An 18,842-nucleotide genomic window follows, 5' to 3' on the forward strand; every position below is an offset into this window, starting at 1 on the left:
AACTATCCCAACCCGTATTTTGAAGGAAAACAGCGAAAATCAAAGAATTACTAGAGTATAAACTTTTAAGGAGGAATAGATTTGAAGTTCAAAAAACTAGCAACATTATCACTGGCCGCTACATTAGCCATCCTGCCAACAACAGGGCAGGCGTTCGCTGATTCTGAACCTGAATCACTGAACAAAGTCAACGTACAAGAAGACAAAGGGGAGTTCGTAAAAGGAGAAGTTGTGGTTAAATTCAAAAACGGCAAATCTTTGAATGATCAACAACTGAAAAAATTCGGAGCTAAGGAAGTTTCAGAAGAACGTTCTTTCGTCGATTCCAAAGTTAAAGTACTTAAAGTCGGAAACGTAGAAGCTGTAGCAAAAGCACTCAGTAAAAACCCAAACGTGGAATATGCTGAACCCAACTACGTTTTCGAAGCAACATGGACGCCAAATGATACTTACTATAGTGGATACCAGTATGGTCCACAAAACACAGACACAGAAGCTGCATGGGATATCACCCGCGGAAGCAGTAGCCAGGAAATCGCCATCATCGACTCTGGGGTCGACTACAACCACCCGGACCTTGATGGTAAAACGATCAAAGGCTATGACTTCGTAGACAACGATTATGATCCAATGGACTTGAACAACCACGGAACACACGTTGCAGGAACAGCAGCCGCAGAAACGAATAACGGGTCCGGCGTTGCAGGAATGGCTCCAAACACGAAAATCCTTGCCGTGCGTGCACTTGATGCAAACGGCAGCGGTTCTTTGTACGACATCGCGGATGCGATCCGTTATTCTGCTGACGTAGGAGCAGAAGTCATCAACCTTTCCCTTGGTTGTAACTGTGACACTCAAACGCTTGAAGATGCCGTCAACTACGCTTGGAATAATGGTTCAGTCGTCATTGCCGCTGCAGGTAACGATGGAGTATCCACAACGTTTGAGCCGGCTTCCTATGAAAATGCCATCGCTGTTGGTGCCGTCGATAGCAACAACAACAAGGCGTCCTTCTCCAACTACGGCACATGGGTAGATGTGACAGCTCCTGGTGTCGACATCGCTTCTACTGTTCCTAACAGAGGATATGCCTACATGTCCGGTACATCTATGGCTTCCCCGCATGTTGCTGGACTAGCTGGGTTGCTTGCGTCTCAAGGACGCTCCAACAGCAACATCCGTGCAGCCATCGAACAAACAGCTGATCCAATCACTGGTACCGGCTACTACTTCGAACATGGTGTCATCAACTCTTACGATGCGGTAAACTATTAATCTAAAAAAGCGGCCACCCGGCCGCTTTTTTTGTTTTACAATAGCTCCCTATTCTTAAAGACTCAGTTTCGAGATGATTCGGGGCTCGTTGCTGAGTTGAGCGTCAGGGGTAGCTGGGAAGCAACTCGCTTTCCTGTGGGGGAACGCCGAGCTTCCTCGGACTACGTCCTGCGGGATCTCGCCTATCTCCTTCTCCACGGGAGTCTCGCAGCTTCCCAACCACCCCATTCAATGTAAGGGAGATACGAACCCCTATACCGAGAGGGAGTGTCTGCCACTCTCCCCCTCCTAAGCAAGCATAAAGCGCTCTATATCAAGCTTTTACGTTCTGTAGAGCGGTTTATATATCCACTATCGTTAATGATAAAAGCTGATCTTTTAGAAGTGGTTTTGAGAATCTTCCATGGCAGAGGGGCGGAGGGGAATGGCGAGACTCCTGCGGGAAAAAAGTGCAGGGTGAGACCCCACAGGACGCAGTCCGAGGAGGCTCACCGCGCTCCCGCGGAAAGCGAGCTATTCCCCGTAGCCCCCTCCACTCAACAAAAGTCTCGAAACTGAGTCTTCCACGTTGAAGATCATCGTCGTAGGTGAAAGACTATTTCTTTGACCTTTTGATAAGAATTAGCTATATTAATAGTAACAAGGGGAGTAGCGACCGTATAATGCGGTTGGTGAATCGTCATTTCAGTGTGCAAACACTCGGTTCACCAAACTATGACCATAGTACGCAAGACCTTGGCCTGCACGAAAATAGGGCCAAGGTCTTTTTTTATTGGCTCAATCTGGAGGAGGAAAATGATGAACTTTTTAATATTCGCCATCTCAGCTGTTGTGGTCGTACTAGCTGCCGTCCAGCTGAATCGCTATGGGGATGTCATCAGTCAAAAATCTAAATTGAGCGGGGCTGTGGTCGGAACATTCCTTATAGCCGGAGCTACATCTTTACCGGAACTGACGACTAGTTTAACAGCTGTCTATATTGACAACCCCGACATTGCAGTAGGAAATATGCTTGGTAGTAACGTGTTTAATGTATTGATTCTAGCTGCGGTTGACCTCATCTATCGCAAGCAGAAAATGTTCAACAGTATCGAGCAAAAGCAGCATCTCCCTTCCGCGATCGCAGGAATTATTTTTACTTTAGTTGTTGTAGTCTCTCTATTCTTGGATTCTACCCTTTCTCTTTTTAATATTGGGATCGAAATGTTCATTCTTGTCGGATTGTATGTCCTGACCGTCCGTTTTTTTGAAAATGATGAAGGAGAAGAAATGGATGAAGCGGCCGCTACAGGAAAGGATGTTTCCTTAAAAGCGGCAAGCATTGGTTTTGCCATCAGCGCGATTGTTGTTTTCGCTGCCGGAAGTGCGCTTTCCATCACAGGGGACCAGCTGGCCCAACAAACAGGAATGAGTTCAAGCTTCGTCGGGAGCTTTTTGATTGCCGCTTCCACCTCTCTGCCTGAACTCGTCACCGTCCTTGTAGCGTTCAAAATGGGTAACTACGATATGGCAGTTGGCTCCATTTTAGGTAGTAACTTGTTCAACCTGCAGCTTCTTGCCATCACCGACCTCTTTTATCAAAACGGTCCGATTTTAAGTGCGACTTCCGGTGGAAACCTGCCGATCGCTCTCTTATTTATTGGCATGATGGTGCTGACGATTTTCATGATGGTGAGGAAAAAGGTCGAGAGCTTCGCTCGCTATGCCGCTCCTTCTCTCCTTATCGTAGTCATGTATTTTGTCTCCTCTTATTTCCTTTTCTAATCATTAAAAATCCGCAGACATCATGTCTGCGGATTTTTTCTATAACACTTTACTTAAAAATTCCTGTGTTCTTGGGTTTTGTGGGTTTCCGAAAAGGTTATCCGGTACATCTTCTTCCATAATGATGCCTTCATCCATAAACAAAACCCGATCGCCGACTTCGCGGGCAAATCCCATTTCGTGGGTGACAACGACCATTGTCATTCCTTCCTGTGCTAATTCCTTCATAACCGCTAACACGTCCCCGACAAGTTCCGGGTCAAGCGCGGAGGTGGGCTCATCAAACAACATGATGCTTGGTTCCATCGCTAGTGAACGGGCGATCGCCACACGTTGTTTCTGCCCTCCAGAAAGGCTCTCCGGGTAAGCGTCCGCTTTGTCACTCAGACCGACTTTCTCAAGGAGCGGACGGGCCACTTTTTCGGCTTCTGCTTTCTTCATCTTTTTCACTTTAATTGGACCAATCGTAATGTTATCAAGCACGGTCTTATGTGGAAAAAGGTTAAAGTGCTGAAACACCATTCCTACACGGGAGCGAACATCATTGATATTGATTTTAGGGTCAGTCAAATTGTCCCCCTGAATGATGACCTCTCCTGAAGTGACTTCCTCAAGCAGGTTCAAGCACCGTAAAAACGTACTTTTCCCAGATCCGGACGGTCCGATGACACAGACCACTTCTTGTTCTTTGATTTCTGCATTGATTCCTTTCAACACTTCATTGGAACCGAATGATTTATGCAAATCTTTGACGGTTATCATTACACATCCAGTCTCCTTTCAACTCGTCTCAAGTACACGGCTGTCGGCACCGTGATGATCAAGTACATCACACAAACCATCGTCAACGCCTGGAAAGCCTGGAACGTCATTCCGTAATACTGTTGTCCCATGTAAAGCAATTCTCCTACAGCAATGACGGAGAAAAGAGAAGTATCTTTCAAGCTGATGACGAATTGGTTTCCAAGCGGCGGAATCATCCGTCTGAAGGCCTGTGGCCAGATGATGTAACGCATCGTTTGGTTCCGTGTGAGACCGATGGAACGTCCGGCCTCTTCCTGTCCTTTATCAATCGAGTAAACCGCTCCCCTTACGATTTCCGCTATGTAAGCACCGGCATTAATGGCAATCGCTATGATGGAAGCCGATATTTTATCAATATTGATTCCGGTTAAATCCGATAGACCGAAATAAATGAACAAAATTTGTGCCAAAATCGGTGTTCCTCGGACCGCTTCTACATAGACCGTCGCAAGTCCGTAAATGATCTTATTTTTTGACAAGCGTGCGAATCCAAAGACCGCCCCGAGCACAAACCCGAAGATCAATCCAACAAACGTGATGAGTAGTGTCCATACCAATCCTTCAAGCAAAAATGGCATGACACGAAAATAGTGCGATTCCGTAATGAACTCCATATATGTATTCGCTCCTTGTGTTTTGAATGGTGTAATGGTTCATGCCAGTATTCAATTCATGGAAAAAGCGCAACAAGCCAATCACTTGCTACGCTTTTCTGATCAGCTTCTCTCTATTACTCCGAAGATTCTGTGCCGTATTTACGCTCACCGAACCATTCTTCGTAGATGTCATCGTACGTGCCATTATCAATCAATGTTTGCAATGCTTCATTCACATCACTCACAAGTTCTGAATCCTTAGGAAAGGCGATTCCGTATTGCTCCCCCTGTAAAATGTCGCCAGCCGTTTTCAAGCCTTCAGAGTCATTGGCTACGTAATACTGGACATTAGGAACGTCATACATTACCGCATCTAAACGACCAGACTCAAGGTCCATATAAGCTTCCACGATTCCCGGGAATGTAATTAATTCTGCATCCGGGTGGTTTTCTCTGATGTACGTTTCACTTGTCGTACCAGAACGCGTTCCCACCTTTTTACCTGCAAGGTCATCTTCAGATTGAATTTCATCATTATCTGCGCTGACCGCAAGCATAAGACCAGCATCATAATAAGGATCAGAAAAATCGATCGTCTCTTTACGCTCTTCTGTAATAGTCATACCAGCAATCCCGATGTCATAACGACCGGATTGCATACCAGCGACAACACCGTCAAACTTCATGGATTCAATTTCAATATTGAACCCTGCTTCATCGGCAATCGCTTTGATTAGATCAATATCGAACCCTTCCATTTCACCCGTTTCCTCGTTCATGAATTCAAATGGAACGAAGTTGTTATCCGTCGCTACGGTATACGTTTCTCCGCCAGAATCACCAGAATCTCCTGATGAGCCTGCTTCACTATCACTGCCACACGCAGCAAGAAGCATACTTAAAGCCATAACCATAATGAATAAGTACCATTTTGCTTTCATCCATTTTTCCCCCTTTTATTATGTGTCTTCTATTATCTCAAATTTTACTACTCTTGCAAATTTTCTGAATACTACTTTTGAACGTCTTTTAAGCTGAAATTTGTTATTCTATTAAACTTTTCTATTGATTGCTAAGTATTTCATTATTTTTTGCCATTTAACTGGCGATTACGACACATTCTTTGAAAATTATAGGATTAATCTCAGTTTCAAAGGGTAATAGGGTATAATAGGGTATAGCTCCTAATTTTGTGAAAAGGAAGGTTTTTCATGTCGGAAGAACATCTGCTGGAATCAGAAGGATATTATTCTTTGAAATCAGCCGCTAAGAAAATGTTTGAAGTGGTGACACAAAGATTGAATGTCCAGACCGCTTATGTAACGATGAGAGGTAAACACGCGATGACCGTACTGAGTTCCTTGAATAAGGAAGAGGAAATCGTCCCCGAAGGGTTTACCATTGATTATGAAGAAAGCCATTGCCGCCTAATTATAAATGACCAGGACCATGTACTTAGAACAACCAACTTAATGGACGACCCACTCACTCGTGAAATGGAAGCCTCAGCCCAACTGGAGGTCAAAGGGTACCTCGGTGTCACGTTAAAAGATTTACGAGGGAATGTGTTCGGAACCCTTTGTGTGATGGACAAAGAAGAAAAACAATTTACCGATGAAGACATAGAATTTTTACAAACAATCGCGGCTGTCCTGTCTCATATGATTGACCTTGATCAAACCCACTACAACATGGGATTGATGAATGTACCGATCATACCGATCACAGAAGGTGTATCTGTTGTCCCTATCCAGGGGATCGTGGATGAAGAACGTGCGGACAAACTGATGCAAGACGTCCTATTATACGGAAAAGAGCAGGATATTGATCATTTTGTACTGGATTTATCTGGATTAGTTGTCCGTGATCAATTCTTCTCTGAAATGCTTCCAAAACTGATTCACGCCTTGCAAGTGATGGGAATTAATACGATTTTGACTGGAATTACTCCGGAAGTCGCTCATAAAGAAATAGAAACGAATGTGCTGTCCCCTCACAAGCCTAAAACGGTTTCTAATTTAAAGACAGCTCTTTCAACAATCGGTTTTCAATTAGTGGAACGTCATTAAAGAACACTCCAATGTGATTTTGGATGCTTCCTTCTATAAAAGATTTCATAGGAAAAGCTCCACCATCTTTCGGTGGAGCTTCTTATTATTTATTTCAACTTTTCTTTTTTAAAATCGATGACTTCCCCTGTTTGACCATCCACAGTGATTTCATATTCAAAGGAATCATCATGAAATTCAAACTCGTAATGTCCATCGTCGATTTCCATGTCTTTCATTTCACTGCCAGAGGCTTTTTCTTTAGCGGTTTTCTCAGCTTCTTCTTTTGTTATTTTCAAATCTTCCGCTGAAGTTTCATTGGAATCGTCATCATCATGCTCTACTTGTAAGACTTCTCCCGTGTTTGCGTCCACTTCCACTTCCGCTTCTTTGCCATCATTTGTCTGACCCTCAAACTCATAGACTAAAATACCGTCCTCTTTATCTTTTTCTACCTTTTCAATCGTCAAGCCATCTACTTCCTCTTTAGCGGCAGTTTCTGCTTCTTTTTGAGAAAGATCCACTTCACTTTCAGAGAATTGATCATCACCTGATACAGCACTTACACCAAAAGCACCGCCGCCCAATACAACAACACTCACAATACCGCCAATCAGCCACTTTTTCTTCATTTTATCTCCTCCTCTTTGTTGTTCTACTATTACTATATCCACCCACGATGAGAACAAAGAAAGAAGAAAATGAGAATTTGATGAGAAATCAATCATCCCAGGTGACGGACATGATTTCACCTGTAAGGGCATGGACTTGGACGGTTGCTTCCTCACCACCCGCCCGCTCGATTTCGACAAGGTAAAAGGCAGGATCGCCTCCAGATTCATAATCGATATCATCCACTGCCCCTTCGATTTCATTCAGTGCCACAGCCTTTGCCTTTTCTTCAGTAATCGGCTCCGTTTGTGCGTTTTCAGACTGGTCTTCCGATGGTGCAGTTGAATCGTTGTCTTTAAGACTTTCAAGCGGCCGAATATCAGAAATACGGCCATCCTTTTTTAAAACAACCACTTCATAAACACCTTCGTCTAATTCTATGGTTGCCAGATAATGATCCTCCATCGAAGTTACATCTGTAATTTCACCATTGTATTGTGTCTGTACTTTTTCACGAATATCGGACTCCGATAACGGCTCAGCACTCAGACTTTGGTTAATCCACTGCCACCCCAGGACGATCAAGAGAGTGAGCAGACCTATGGAAATCAACACCTTAAAACGGTTAGCCATAAAACTCCCTCCTTCATAGCATCCTACTCTCTAAAAATGAGAATCCTCTGAGAGCGGCAAAAGAATCGTGGCCGTGGTCCCTTTCCCTTTCCCTTTCTCACTGGAAAGTTGAATGTCAGCCTTGAGCGCATGAGCCAACTCTTCAGCCAGCGAAAGGCCTAATCCATATCCTTCGGTTCTCGATTCCTCCACTTGGTAAAAGCGATCAAAGACTTTTTCAAGATCTTTTTGTGACATCCCAATTCCTCGATCCATGACACGGATGGCCACATGCTTTCCTGCCTTTTCTACATGCACTTCAATTGCCTCTTCACTATACTTCCTGGCATTATCCATGAAAATATAAAGCAACTGCTTCAATTTTTGCTCATCCGTTATTAAATGAAGCTCTTGAGGGCAGGAGAGTTCAACTCTTCTTTGGTAAGCTTTTTCAAAAGAGGCGACGGTTGTCTGCAGTAACTGGGAGAGCTCGACAGACTCAAATTGAACATCCCAATGTTCTTCTTTTCTTGCAAGGAGTAGAAGCTGTTCTGTAAGTTCACGCATTCGTTTCGCCTCCGAATGAATGGCTTCCACAGATTCTTGAAAAAGTTCTTCCTCCTGCTTTCCTCTTCTCTTCAAAAGACTTGCATAGGACTCGATCACCGTTAACGGAGTTTTCAACTCATGAGAAGCATTTGAAACAAACTGCTCCTGCTTTTGATAGTTTTCTTCAAGCTGAACCATCATTTTGTTGAACGTATCGGCCATTTGGGCTAACTCATCATTGGACTTCCCTTCATAAGGGATATGTTTAAACTGGCCACTGCCCCTGATTTGCTGCATCGTTTGGATCAATGAGCGGATCGGATTGACAATCAACCGGCTTAAAAGTGTTGAAGAAAGGAAAAACGGAATCATCGCAAGAAGAGCGACGGTCATCAGAACAATTCTAAGAATAGTTAAATTCTGTGCCGTCGCCTCCAGACTTCTTGTCAGCTGAAAAGAAACGACCTCGCCGTTTGTCCACACGATTGGGATGGATACAAAAGCATAAGGAAGACCTTCGTATGTTCGGACCTCCGCTTTTTCCCCTGCTTCATAGGGATAAGCTTGCTCAATGAGGTTCTCCTGGCTCCCTCCCGTTAAACTGATTTCTGAAGTTCCATCCGGAAGGACCAGCCGGATCATGCCATTGGCAGGAACATAAGCTCTCAAGACGTCTGCGGACAGGGAATCACCAGAACGTTCATGGATACCCGTTACAATACGCTCCGCTTCAAGCCTCGTTTGATCCACATCACTGTCATAAACAATTTTACTGAAAGAAAAATAAACCGCCGCGCTGATCAGCACAAGAAGGATGACGAACAGGCCCGTCGTATAAAATTGAATCCGATTCCCGAGTTTCATCGTGCATCCTTCAACACGTAGCCGACTCCTCTGACGGTATGAATCAACTTCGTCTCGTATCCCTTATCCATTTTGTTACGCAAATAACGGATATACACATCAACGATATTCGTATCCCCGTAATAGTCAAAGCCCCATACACCTTCCAGCAGCTGCTCACGGTTCAGCACTTGACGCTTATTTTTCATTAGATAGACAAGAAGAGAAAACTCCTTGGCCGTCAACTCTATGGACTTTTCACCCCGGTGCACTTCATGCGTGTTTACGTTGACGGTCAGGTCTTCCATTCTCATGACCTGTTGCTCAGACTTTGTCCGTAAAGCTGCTCGTATCCTTGCAAGCAGCTCCTCGATCTCAAAGGGCTTCGTTACATAATCATTCGCTCCAAGATCGAGACCTGTCACCTTATCCCTCACTGCATCCTTCGCCGTCAGCATAATAACCGGCGTCTCCTCGTCACCAGAACGAATTCTTTTGAGGAGATCCGTGCCGCTCAAGCCCGGAAGCATGATATCAAGAAGAAGCAAGTCCCACTCTTTTTCACGATAAAGCCGTAAACCTTCCATCCCGTCATGAGCTTTCGTGACTTGATACCCTTCAAATTCGAGTTCCAACTCCAATACACGAGCTATTTTTGTTTCATCTTCAACGACTAAAATATTAGGTTTGCTCAATGCTCATCCCTCATTTGTTTTGTTGCCTGTATTTTAGCATATTGGCAGGTTGCGGGTTGAATATTTAATAGGAATCCAACACGTTTTATCGTACGATAATAAAAGAAAGGACGGATGCCATGATCATTAAGCAGCGAACATTTCCAAGAGACATCGAACAACTGCAAGCCATAGAACGACGGCTTCCTGAGAGCCATCCCCAAATGCCAAAAGTCAAAGAACACCTCAAAACTCGCCTCTCCGGACACAAAGGAGAACTCGCCCTCAATTTTCCACTCTCCTACCTTCCCGAACACTATCACATTTTCCATCACCTGCGTCTCTATGATGGCACCCACTATTTCCAAATCGATTGCCTGATTTTAACGAACCAATGGATTTTGATTGTTGAAGCGAAGAACATTGGTGGAGAGTTGTTTTACAATCAAAGGTTCAACTTCCTATCCAGGACATGGGATGATGGACCGCAAACGTTTTCCGATCCCGTTCTTCAAGTAAGAAGGCATCGAAGACAGTTGCAGCAATGGCTTCATTTAAAAGATTTCCCCGACATTCCTATCTACTGCCTCGTTGCGAACAGTCATCCTGGTACTTCGATAAACACAGATGACCCTTCACTGGATATCGTTATCCGTACGGAAGCTCTGCCGGAAAAGGTGGAAGAGATTATCTCTCAGCACAACGATTTACAGAAATTAAGCATCTCTTCTCTTCATTTACTTTCTAGCGAATTACTATCTGACCATACAGATAATGAATTTGATTATATAAAATATTTCTCTCTTTCTATTAAAGACTTTAAACGAGGGGTATTTTGCACGAATTGTAACGCTCTCCCTATGAAAAGAAAACGCGGAACTTGGCAGTGCGGGATTTGTCTCCATAGAGACCGAAGAGCGCACATCCCTGCACTAGGTGATTACTCATTACTTATGGGACAAAGAATTAATAACCTTCAAGCAAGAAGTTTTTTGCTCATCAACTCCCCCTCCGCTATGCAAAATATACTTAGAGATATGAATTTAAAATCAGAAGGGGAGAATAAAGGAAGGGTGTACTTTTTGTAATAGTTTAATTGATATATTTCTATTTCAGCCGATATATCTTGATTTTAATTGATATATTCCATTTTTAATTGATATAACCAAAATTCAGCCGATATCCGCCGAACACCGCACTCCTCCCACCCAAAAAAAGACGACCTCATCAAGAGATCGTCTCACCACTTCGGCCTAGGATCAGCCTCCATCAACAAATCTACCAAGTGCACAGCTTCCATCTGCAAACCTTCGCGCTCCACACCAAGCTTCATCTGCAGCTGGCACCCAGGATTCGAAGTCACAACACCGCCTGCTCCCGTACCACAAACATCCTGCATCTTCACATCCAAAATATCCATAGCATCTTCATAGTTTACGATATTATAAACCCCAGCAGACCCACAGCAGAACTCCGGTCGCTCCAACTCACGTAATTCCACACCAGGTATGCGCTTAATCAAATCAAGTGGCTCGCTCGTTACCTTCTGTACGTTGCGTAAGTGACAGGAAGGCTGATAAGTTACGGTCCTCGACAACTCTTTTTCAAAAGCAAGTCCGTCTAATCCGACAAGCACTTCAGAAATATCCCGCACTCGATCAACAAACCGCTCTGCACGCTCGTACCACTCTGTTCCCTCATCAAACAGATGAGCATACTCGACCAGCCGAGCCCCACAGCCACCGGCATTGTTCACGATATAATCAAAGCCTTCTTCTTCAAAAGCTTCAATATTACGCTTCGCAAGTTCCACCGACTGATCGACTTTTCCCGTATGAGCGTGAAGAGCACCGCAACACGTCTGGGCTTCTGGAAAAACGACCTCCGCTCCACTCCTAAGCAAAAGCTCCACCGTATTCTGATTCGTTTCAAAAAAGACGCTGTCCATCACGCATCCTTTAAAAAATCCAATCTTCGCAACAGCCGGCCGCTTGCGCACGTATCGATCCACTCGCTCCCGACGGCGTTTTTTCGGCGTAGGCATGCTTGGTAAAGCCGCTTCAAACTCATGAATCTGAAGGGGTGCACGTTTCGTCAACCCAAACCGCTGAGAAACCTTCTGCAATCCACTTTTCTGGTAAAGCCAAGTCGCATTTCCTAAAGTACTCATCCACTTCGAAGAAGGAAAAAACGATTGAAACAAGAAGTCCTCCACAAGGCGGCGCGGTCTTTCCTCATCAATCACACGCTTGGCCCCTTCGAAGATCTCTCCATACTGAACGTTCGTCGGACAGACAGTCGTACACGCCATGCAGCCGAGACACTTCTCAATCGGTTCCTTCAAATCCTCAACAGAAGCTTTCCCTTCCGCAACCATCTTCACAAGATTGATCCTACCTCTTGGCGAGTGGGTTTCTTTTTCCATCGTTTCATACGTTGGACAGGCCGGAAGACAATAGCCGCACTGGACACAGTCGAACGTCTTGTCATAGTTCAGGCGTTCCTTCAGCGAACTAGTCATGATGCAGCACCAACTTCTGGCCTTTTTCCGGAAAAACTTTGCCTGGGTTCAAGATGCCGTTCGGGTCCCAGCTGTCCTTAATGCGCTTCATCATATCCAGTCCGATTTCTCCAAGTTCAAGCTCCATGAACGGTGCCTTCATCGTACCAATTCCGTGCTCGCCGGAAAGCGTGCCCCCAAGATCGAGGGCAGCCTGGAACATATCCTCCACTGCTTTTTCAACAAGCTTCATTTCTTCCACATTTCGTTTGTCACATAAAATATTCGGGTGCAGGTTGCCGTCACCCGCATGCCCGAAGGCCACGACTTCCAGGCCGTACTTTTCTTTGATGAGCTCTAATCGGTCCATAAAGTCCGGGATTTTGCTCCTCGGAACCGTTGCGTCTTCGGATACCTTCGTCGGCTTGATCTTCGCAATTGCAGGTGACACTTGCTTGCGTGCATGCCAGAGCTTGGCCGCTTCCTCATCACTTTTCGGAATGATGATTTCTTTCGCGCCCATCTCCTCCATAATCTCCTCGATCAGACCCCGCTCCACACGCAATGTTTCGGGATGTCCATCGAGTTCAATGATAATGACGGCAGCCGCATCGACAGGCAGACCGACGGGTTGGAAGTTTTCGACGGCTACGATACAGGCTTGATCCATAAATTCCATCTTCGCTGGCAATATCCCTGACGTTAGCGTCTGGGATATCGCTTCGCCTGCTTTTCGCACTTCGTCAAAAGCAACCATGATCGTCTGCACAGCGGGCGGCTTCGGCATCAGCTTTAGCGTAGCTCCTACAATGACGCCAAGCGTTCCTTCCGAACCGACAATCAGCTTCGTCAAGTCAATGCCTGTGACATTCTTGATCGTCTGACCCCCTGTCTTTATCATTTCACCTTCAGGGGTCACAACCTCCAAACCAAGCACGTGATCCTTCGTCACTCCATATTTCAGCCCTCGGGGACCGCCGGAGTTTTCCGCAAGGTTGCCTCCAATTGTTGCTACATGGGCACTACTTGGGTCTGGCGCGTACATCAGTCCGTGTTTTTCTGCCGCTTTATTGATATTCCCGGTCAACACGCTCGGCGTCACTTTTACCGTCAAATCACGCGGACTGAGGTCAATGACTGCTGGGAATTGAGACATATCCAGAACGATTCCACCATGCACAGGAAGGGGACCGCCGCTCAGGCAAGTGCCGGAACCGCGCGGATGGACCGGAACTTTGTAACGATTGGCAAGCTTCAGAACATCAGCGACTTCCAGTTTTTCCTTCACCTGCACAACTGCATCCGGCAGGTGTTCCCCAAAAGAAGCATCAAAACTGTAACTGTGACGGTCGGCCAATGAGGTTAAAACACGCCCTTCCGGAAGCAAGGACTGGAGCTCTTCCAACCACTTTTCCATACGATGTTTCCTCCTTATCCCTTTGTTTTCTTCGCTTTCAACAAATCCATGACGTCGGTAATTTCGTGAAAGTACTCCGAGGCTTTGTCCCACTGTTCCGTGACGACGTTGACAAAAAGAATGTCGATCATATGTAACTGGGCGAGACGGGAAGATGTGGCTCCACTCCGAAACGGTGCGGGGATCTCCCTTGAGGCAGAAATGTACAGCGAAACATCAGCATGCTCCGTCACAGGAGACTGTCCGTACCGCGTCAGGCTAATCGTCCGAGCTCCCTTTTTCTTTGCAATTTCCATAATCTTTGCTGTTTCATGAGTTTCACCAGAAAAAGAAATACCAAAGACAACATCATTCTCCGTCACGTTGGCGATATTCATCGCCGCATTATGCATATCTGTAAACGCAGAGGTGGGTTTGTTCATCCGTAAAAATTTCTGCTGGGCATCCTGAGCGATGATTCCTGAAGCACCTACACCGAAAAAGTGAATCGATCCTGCTTCATTCAACAGCTTCACCGCTTCTGATAACGTCCGGTAATCCACCATCTCCGTCGTTTCGCGGATCGCCTGCAAGCTGTTGCTCGTTATTTTCTCTACTATTGAGTCTGAAGGCTCCCCCGGTTGAATGTCCCGGTACCTGGCCTCCGGTTTCTTTTGCAAATCGCCGGAAATCCTCAATTTCAACTCCTGCAAACCTTTCAATCCCAGTGATTTGCATAACCGAATGACGGCCGCGCTGCTCGTCGAACTCAGTTCACCAAGCTGTGTCGCCGTACAATGGATCGCTTCGTGAGGCTGATCCAAAATGAATTCGGCGATCTTTTTTTCAGAAGGCGGAAGCTTATCTTTCATTTCATTTAGAATGACAAGCCCGCCAGTTAGTGAATTCTTCATTTCTATCACCACACTTATCCTTTAATGGCGCCTTCGGTCATTCCTTTAACGATTCGGCGTTGGAAAATCGCATACAATACAATCACTGGGACGATGGCAATGACGAGGCTCGCAAACAGCGTCCCCCATGCATTCGTGTACTGCGTTTCATTACTAATATAATCAATCGCGAGAGCAAGCGTATAGTTTTCCTCTGTTTGAAGGAAGATGAGCGCCATAAAATACTCATTCCAAAACTGGATCATATTCATAATCGTAACGGTAATGATCCCGGTTGTCGAAAGTGGCGTAATGATTTTCCACAGGATGCCATACGGCGACATCCCATCAATCGCTGCCGCTTCTTCCAGTGATTTTGGAATCGTTGCCATGAAACTCGTCAGAACGAAAATACTGAACGGCAATTGGCTGACCGCATAGACAATACTGAGCCCGAAGATGTTATCAAGCAAATTCAGCTGCATCAGTAGGAAGAACAACGGAATCCAGCCGAGGACCATCGGGATCATCATCGCTGAAATATAAAGCGTGAACAACAACCGGTTTCCGCGGAAACGCATGCGCTCTAACGCATAAGAAGTCGGAATCGCCATCGCAAGGGTCAGTGTCGCACCAAGACCGGTAACAATGAAACTATTAAACACACTCGCATCGATATTGTAATTGCTCCATGCATCGACGAAATTACTGAAACTGAACGATTCCGGCAGCCCCCATGGATTGGCGTAGATTTCGGCATTGGATTTGAATGCCCCCAACACCATCCAAAAAATCGGATATAAGACCGCCAGTGACCAGATGATCAATGGAATACGTACAATCGTCCTTGAAAAAATACTCCCTTTTTGCACCCTATTCCCCTCCTGTCTGTTAATACTCCACTTTCTCTCTTCTCATCAGGAATTGCATAATCAAGACGGTCACGAGAGACAAAATCAAAATCATAACCCCGATCGTCGCCCCGTATCCGAAGTTGTATTTGACGAAAGCCTGTTCATATAAGTAGGAACCCATCACGTGTGTCGAGTTGTTCGGTCCACCTTTGGTCATAACCTGAACAATAATGAAGGACCCGTTCAACGTCGTGATAATGATGTACAAAATGGAAATCTTGATTTGCGGCCAGATCAGCGGCAAGGTCACCTTCCAAAACTGCTGCCACTCGGTGGCCCCGTCAATTTCAGCCGCTTCATAATAACTCTTCGATATGTTAGAAATTCCGCCCATCAGCATGAGCATGAACAACCCGATCCCTGCCCAGACAGAAGGTAATACAAGACTTGGCAACGCCCAGTCTTCACTTCCGAGCCACGGTCGCGTCCAACTCTCAAGACCGATTAACTCAAGACCTGAGTTCACAAGCCCGAGACTTGGGTTATAGATGAACATCCAGAGGATCCCGATGACGACCACGGACATGATGTTCGGGAAAAAGAAGACAATCCGATAAAATGGCGCTTCTTTGATTTTCATTTGCGTTAAAGCAACGGCAAAAAAGGTGGATAGAATCATGATGCCGATGACTTTTGTTATGACGAGAAAATAATCGTGCCAAATCGTACTTGGGATGATTTCATCACTGAACAACCGGCGATAATTTTCAAAACCTACGAACTCTGCGAGTGAAGATGCTCCCGACCATTTGAAAAAGGAATAATAAAGACCATTGAATAACGGGTACAACGTGAACACCGCAAACAATATGAATGTCGGAACAAGACAGAAGGCAAGGAACAAGTTCCGCTGTCGTTTGGACTGGACCATTTACAACCACCTCTTTTTCTAGTTTGAATATGTTTTTACTAGCATAAGTCAAGCAACAGCAGGATGGCTTTCCCGCTGCTGATTGGCTTATGCCTTTAAGAAAAATGGAATGTGAAGACATCCGCCTCCACATTCCACTTGTCCTTTACTCCAAACTGCTGCGGTATTCCGCTGCCGCTTGTTCAGCTTCCTCAACGAACTCTTCTGCCGTAATGTTACCAAGCATCAAAGATACGAGTGAGTTGCTGATTGGCGTTTCAAGCTCTGAACTCATCGGGTGTGGCTTTTGATAAATCTGGACTTGCTCAGGATCGTTAATCATCTCGTTGGCATCAATCAAGAATGGAGGAACTTCCTCACTGGAAGCTAGGTCGACCCCTTGCAAGTTCATGATCGCTCCCGTATGTTCAGAGAAACTCTTCGCATATTCTTTTGTGAAAACAAACTCGACGAAAGCTTTCGCTGCTTCTGGGTTTTCTGCTTTTTCTGCAATCGCTAATGGACGTAGATCTGGAACAATTGCCGCTGGTTCACCTTCATCCTGCATCGGAGAAGGAATGAATCCATATTCGAAGTCTTCCGGCGTATCATTCGCCATTTCATTCGGCAGCCAGAAACCGACCGGAATAAATGCATTGTCATGAAGCAGGAAGTTCATCTGGGATTGCGTATGGTTCAACGCACCAAACCCGGAATCAATCATGCCTTCTTGCTGCATCTGCTCCACTTTTTTCATGACATTAAGGACAGGTTCACTCGTCCAGGCGCCTTCTGCACCTGTAATGACATCATTAAGTAACTCGTCTCCACCTGCTGCACCAAAGGCAGGGTAAAGCATGCCGCGTAGGAAGTAGTATGGATATTGGCCTGTCGTTACGAAAGGTTCAATACCTTCATCTTCTTTGATCTGACTCATCGTATCCATGAAGCTCGGGAAGTCTTTCGGTACATCCCAATTGTTTTCTTCAAACCAGGCATTGTCATACCATGTGCCCCACGTATCGAAGACAAGTGGTAAGCTGTAGATCTCTCCATCGTATTTAGCAGGGTCAACAATAAAACTTTCACCTAGAGCGGAGCCATCTTCAAGCTCAACGCCGCTCAACCATTCCGTCAAGTTCATAAGCTGACCATCTTCAACCATCTGTGTTTCACTGGAACCGGCACCATCAATGTAGACGACATCAGGTGGATCATCGGATACCCAGCGCGAACGCATTTCTTCATTAATATTAGGTCCTGCATGTTCCGTGATCGAGACATCCGGATACTCTTCCTGGAAATCGGCAATGACTTCTTTCCACCAAGAATCTCCATAACCACCGACAAAGTACTGAATCTCAAGCTCTCCCGAAACTTCACCGGATTCACTGGACTCTGAAGACCCTTCAGAACTAGACTCTTCTTCTGTGCCCTCGCTGTCTGTTTCTTCCGTCCCTGCTCCTGGTGCACAACCGACCAACAACAAGAAAGCGAACAAAACCGCCATCATCAACCAAGCAGATGTTTTCCGCCACATGCTCAACATAAGCTCCCCCTTTTTGATTGAAAAATTTATTTGAAACCATGAACAATGGTCTTCAAATCATTAAGATTCTTGCGTGGCTTTCCTCAAATTGCCCTCATTCGCCTGAAGCATTTGTTTGGCTTGCTCATAGGAAACGCTTCGCTTCAGCATGACAATTGCGGGCTTCACTTGCAGCTTCGCTTTTTTCAATGTGTCCTCCGCTTCCTCATAAGTCGCTGAGGTGCACTCCATCAGAATGCTTTTCGCGCGTTCTCTCAATTTATGATTGCTTGCATGGACATCCACCATCAGATTTTCATAGACCTTCCCGAGTTTGACCATCGCTGTCGTACTCATCATGTTCAACACCATTTTGTGAGCTGTTGCTGCTTTCAGTCGTGTTGAACCTGTCAAAACTTCCGGTCCGACGACAACCTCGATCGGGCACTCAGCATAATCACTGATTTCAGAGCGGTTGTTGCACGACAAGGAGATCGTGTAAGCCCCAACCGCATGCGCATGTTTGAGAGCGCCGATTGGATAAGGTGTTCGGCCGCTGGCGGTGATGCCGACGACGACATCGTTTGAGGTGAGTTTCTTTGCCTTCAAGTCGGTTTCGCCTTGTGCCGCATTATCTTCGGAATTCTCTTTGGCCTTCGTGAAGGCGTCACCGCCCCCGGCCATGACCGCTTGAACCATATCTGGATCCACGAGGAAGGTCGGTGGACATTCGGAAGCGTCCAAAATACCCAGCCTTCCGCTCGTTCCTGCTCCTACATAAAAGAGTCGGCCTCCCTTTTTCAAAGAAGCGGAAATATGATCGACAGCTTTCGTAATGGCCGGTAAAACCTGTTTGACGGCTTCTGCAACTTTGTGATCTTCTTCATTCATGACTTTCAGGATTTCAGCAGTCGTCATTTCATCCATGTTTTTCGTTCGTTCATTTCGTTGCTCTGTTGTTAGGAACGTCAAGGAATTCGTCAC

Annotated in this window: 18 protein-coding genes; 4 read left to right on the forward strand and 14 right to left on the reverse strand. The window is 45.6% G+C overall.

The annotated features are described in order from the left end of the window. The first annotated feature begins 81 nt into the window (after positions 1-81). Both GLV98_RS06995 and GLV98_RS07000 read left to right on the forward strand, forming a co-directional pair. Positions 82-1,275, forward strand: a complete 1,194-nt coding sequence (locus GLV98_RS06995; RefSeq protein ID WP_202409950.1) for a S8 family peptidase — start codon at positions 82-84, stop codon at positions 1,273-1,275. A gap of 798 nt (positions 1,276-2,073) precedes the next feature. Continuing rightward, complete coding sequence (locus GLV98_RS07000; protein WP_160913465.1) at positions 2,074-3,039, forward strand: sodium:calcium antiporter; 966 nt, start codon at positions 2,074-2,076, stop codon at positions 3,037-3,039. Between the two features lie 39 nt (positions 3,040-3,078). On the opposite strand, the gene GLV98_RS07005 is transcribed toward GLV98_RS07000, so the two are convergent. From GLV98_RS07005 to GLV98_RS07015, 3 genes are all read right to left on the reverse strand, one after another. Further along, positions 3,079-3,801, reverse strand: a complete 723-nt coding sequence (locus GLV98_RS07005) for an amino acid ABC transporter ATP-binding protein (RefSeq protein WP_160913467.1) — start codon at positions 3,799-3,801, stop codon at positions 3,079-3,081. After that, on the reverse strand, positions 3,801-4,457 hold the full coding sequence (locus GLV98_RS07010; protein WP_160913469.1) for an amino acid ABC transporter permease: 657 nt from the start codon (positions 4,455-4,457) through the stop codon (positions 3,801-3,803). The genes GLV98_RS07005 and GLV98_RS07010 overlap by 1 nt, the downstream gene beginning before the upstream one ends. A 116-nt stretch (positions 4,458-4,573) precedes the next feature. After that, entirely contained in the window at positions 4,574-5,380 is an 807-nt protein-coding gene (locus GLV98_RS07015; RefSeq protein ID WP_160913471.1) for a glutamine ABC transporter substrate-binding protein, read from the reverse strand. Between the two features lie 270 nt (positions 5,381-5,650). Here GLV98_RS07015 and GLV98_RS07020 point away from each other — a divergent pair, with 270 nt between their 5' ends. After that, entirely contained in the window at positions 5,651-6,508 is an 858-nt protein-coding gene (locus tag GLV98_RS07020; RefSeq protein ID WP_160913473.1) for a GAF domain-containing protein, read from the forward strand. An 89-nt stretch (positions 6,509-6,597) separates the two neighbouring features. Here GLV98_RS07020 and GLV98_RS07025 read toward each other — a convergent pair whose 3' ends face one another. From GLV98_RS07025 to GLV98_RS07040, 4 genes are all read right to left on the reverse strand, one after another. Continuing rightward, the gene (locus GLV98_RS07025) at positions 6,598-7,119 is read right to left on the reverse strand and encodes a PepSY domain-containing protein (protein WP_160913475.1); all 522 of its coding nucleotides are present in this window, start codon (positions 7,117-7,119) and stop codon (positions 6,598-6,600) included. 88 nt (positions 7,120-7,207) lie between these two features. Then, positions 7,208-7,732 (reverse strand): PepSY domain-containing protein, encoded by a 525-nt coding sequence (locus tag GLV98_RS07030; RefSeq protein WP_160913477.1) that lies wholly within the window; start codon positions 7,730-7,732, stop codon positions 7,208-7,210. A 30-nt stretch (positions 7,733-7,762) separates the two neighbouring features. Next, positions 7,763-9,124, reverse strand: coding sequence for an ATP-binding protein (locus GLV98_RS07035; protein WP_160913479.1), 1,362 nt, complete (start codon positions 9,122-9,124; stop codon positions 7,763-7,765). Beyond that, positions 9,121-9,798: a response regulator transcription factor gene (locus tag GLV98_RS07040; protein WP_160913481.1), complete on the reverse strand. Its 678-nt coding sequence runs from the start codon at positions 9,796-9,798 to the stop codon at positions 9,121-9,123. The genes GLV98_RS07035 and GLV98_RS07040 overlap by 4 nt, the downstream gene beginning before the upstream one ends. A gap of 119 nt (positions 9,799-9,917) precedes the next feature. Here GLV98_RS07040 and GLV98_RS07045 point away from each other — a divergent pair, with 119 nt between their 5' ends. After that, positions 9,918-10,865: a nuclease-related domain-containing protein gene (locus GLV98_RS07045; RefSeq protein ID WP_160913483.1), complete on the forward strand. Its 948-nt coding sequence runs from the start codon at positions 9,918-9,920 to the stop codon at positions 10,863-10,865. A gap of 152 nt (positions 10,866-11,017) precedes the next feature. Here GLV98_RS07045 and GLV98_RS07050 read toward each other — a convergent pair whose 3' ends face one another. From GLV98_RS07050 to murQ, 7 genes are all read right to left on the reverse strand, one after another. Then, positions 11,018-12,298 carry a (Fe-S)-binding protein gene (locus GLV98_RS07050; RefSeq protein ID WP_160913485.1) on the reverse strand — a complete coding sequence of 427 codons (1,281 nt, stop codon included), beginning with the start codon at positions 12,296-12,298 and terminating at the stop codon, positions 11,018-11,020. Then, entirely contained in the window at positions 12,291-13,694 is a 1,404-nt protein-coding gene (locus tag GLV98_RS07055; RefSeq protein WP_160913488.1) for an FAD-binding oxidoreductase, read from the reverse strand. Before GLV98_RS07055 ends, GLV98_RS07050 begins: the two co-directional genes overlap by 8 nt. A gap of 14 nt (positions 13,695-13,708) precedes the next feature. Then, a complete protein-coding gene (locus GLV98_RS07060) occupies positions 13,709-14,587 on the reverse strand; it encodes a MurR/RpiR family transcriptional regulator (RefSeq protein ID WP_160913490.1) in 879 nt (292 codons plus the stop codon). 14 nt (positions 14,588-14,601) lie between these two features. Further along, entirely contained in the window at positions 14,602-15,438 is an 837-nt protein-coding gene (locus GLV98_RS07065) for a carbohydrate ABC transporter permease (protein ID WP_089651246.1), read from the reverse strand. Between the two features lie 19 nt (positions 15,439-15,457). After that, entirely contained in the window at positions 15,458-16,351 is an 894-nt protein-coding gene (locus tag GLV98_RS07070) for a carbohydrate ABC transporter permease (RefSeq protein ID WP_160913492.1), read from the reverse strand. A 145-nt stretch (positions 16,352-16,496) separates the two neighbouring features. Next, complete coding sequence (locus tag GLV98_RS07075) at positions 16,497-17,879, reverse strand: ABC transporter substrate-binding protein (protein WP_160913494.1); 1,383 nt, start codon at positions 17,877-17,879, stop codon at positions 16,497-16,499. A 60-nt stretch (positions 17,880-17,939) separates the two neighbouring features. Next, positions 17,940-18,842, reverse strand: a complete 903-nt coding sequence (gene murQ / locus GLV98_RS07080; protein ID WP_160913496.1) for an N-acetylmuramic acid 6-phosphate etherase — start codon at positions 18,840-18,842, stop codon at positions 17,940-17,942.

The sequence above is a fragment of the Halobacillus litoralis genome (genome assembly GCF_009856415.1).
Lineage (GTDB): Bacteria > Bacillota > Bacilli > Bacillales > Halobacillaceae > Halobacillus > Halobacillus litoralis_C.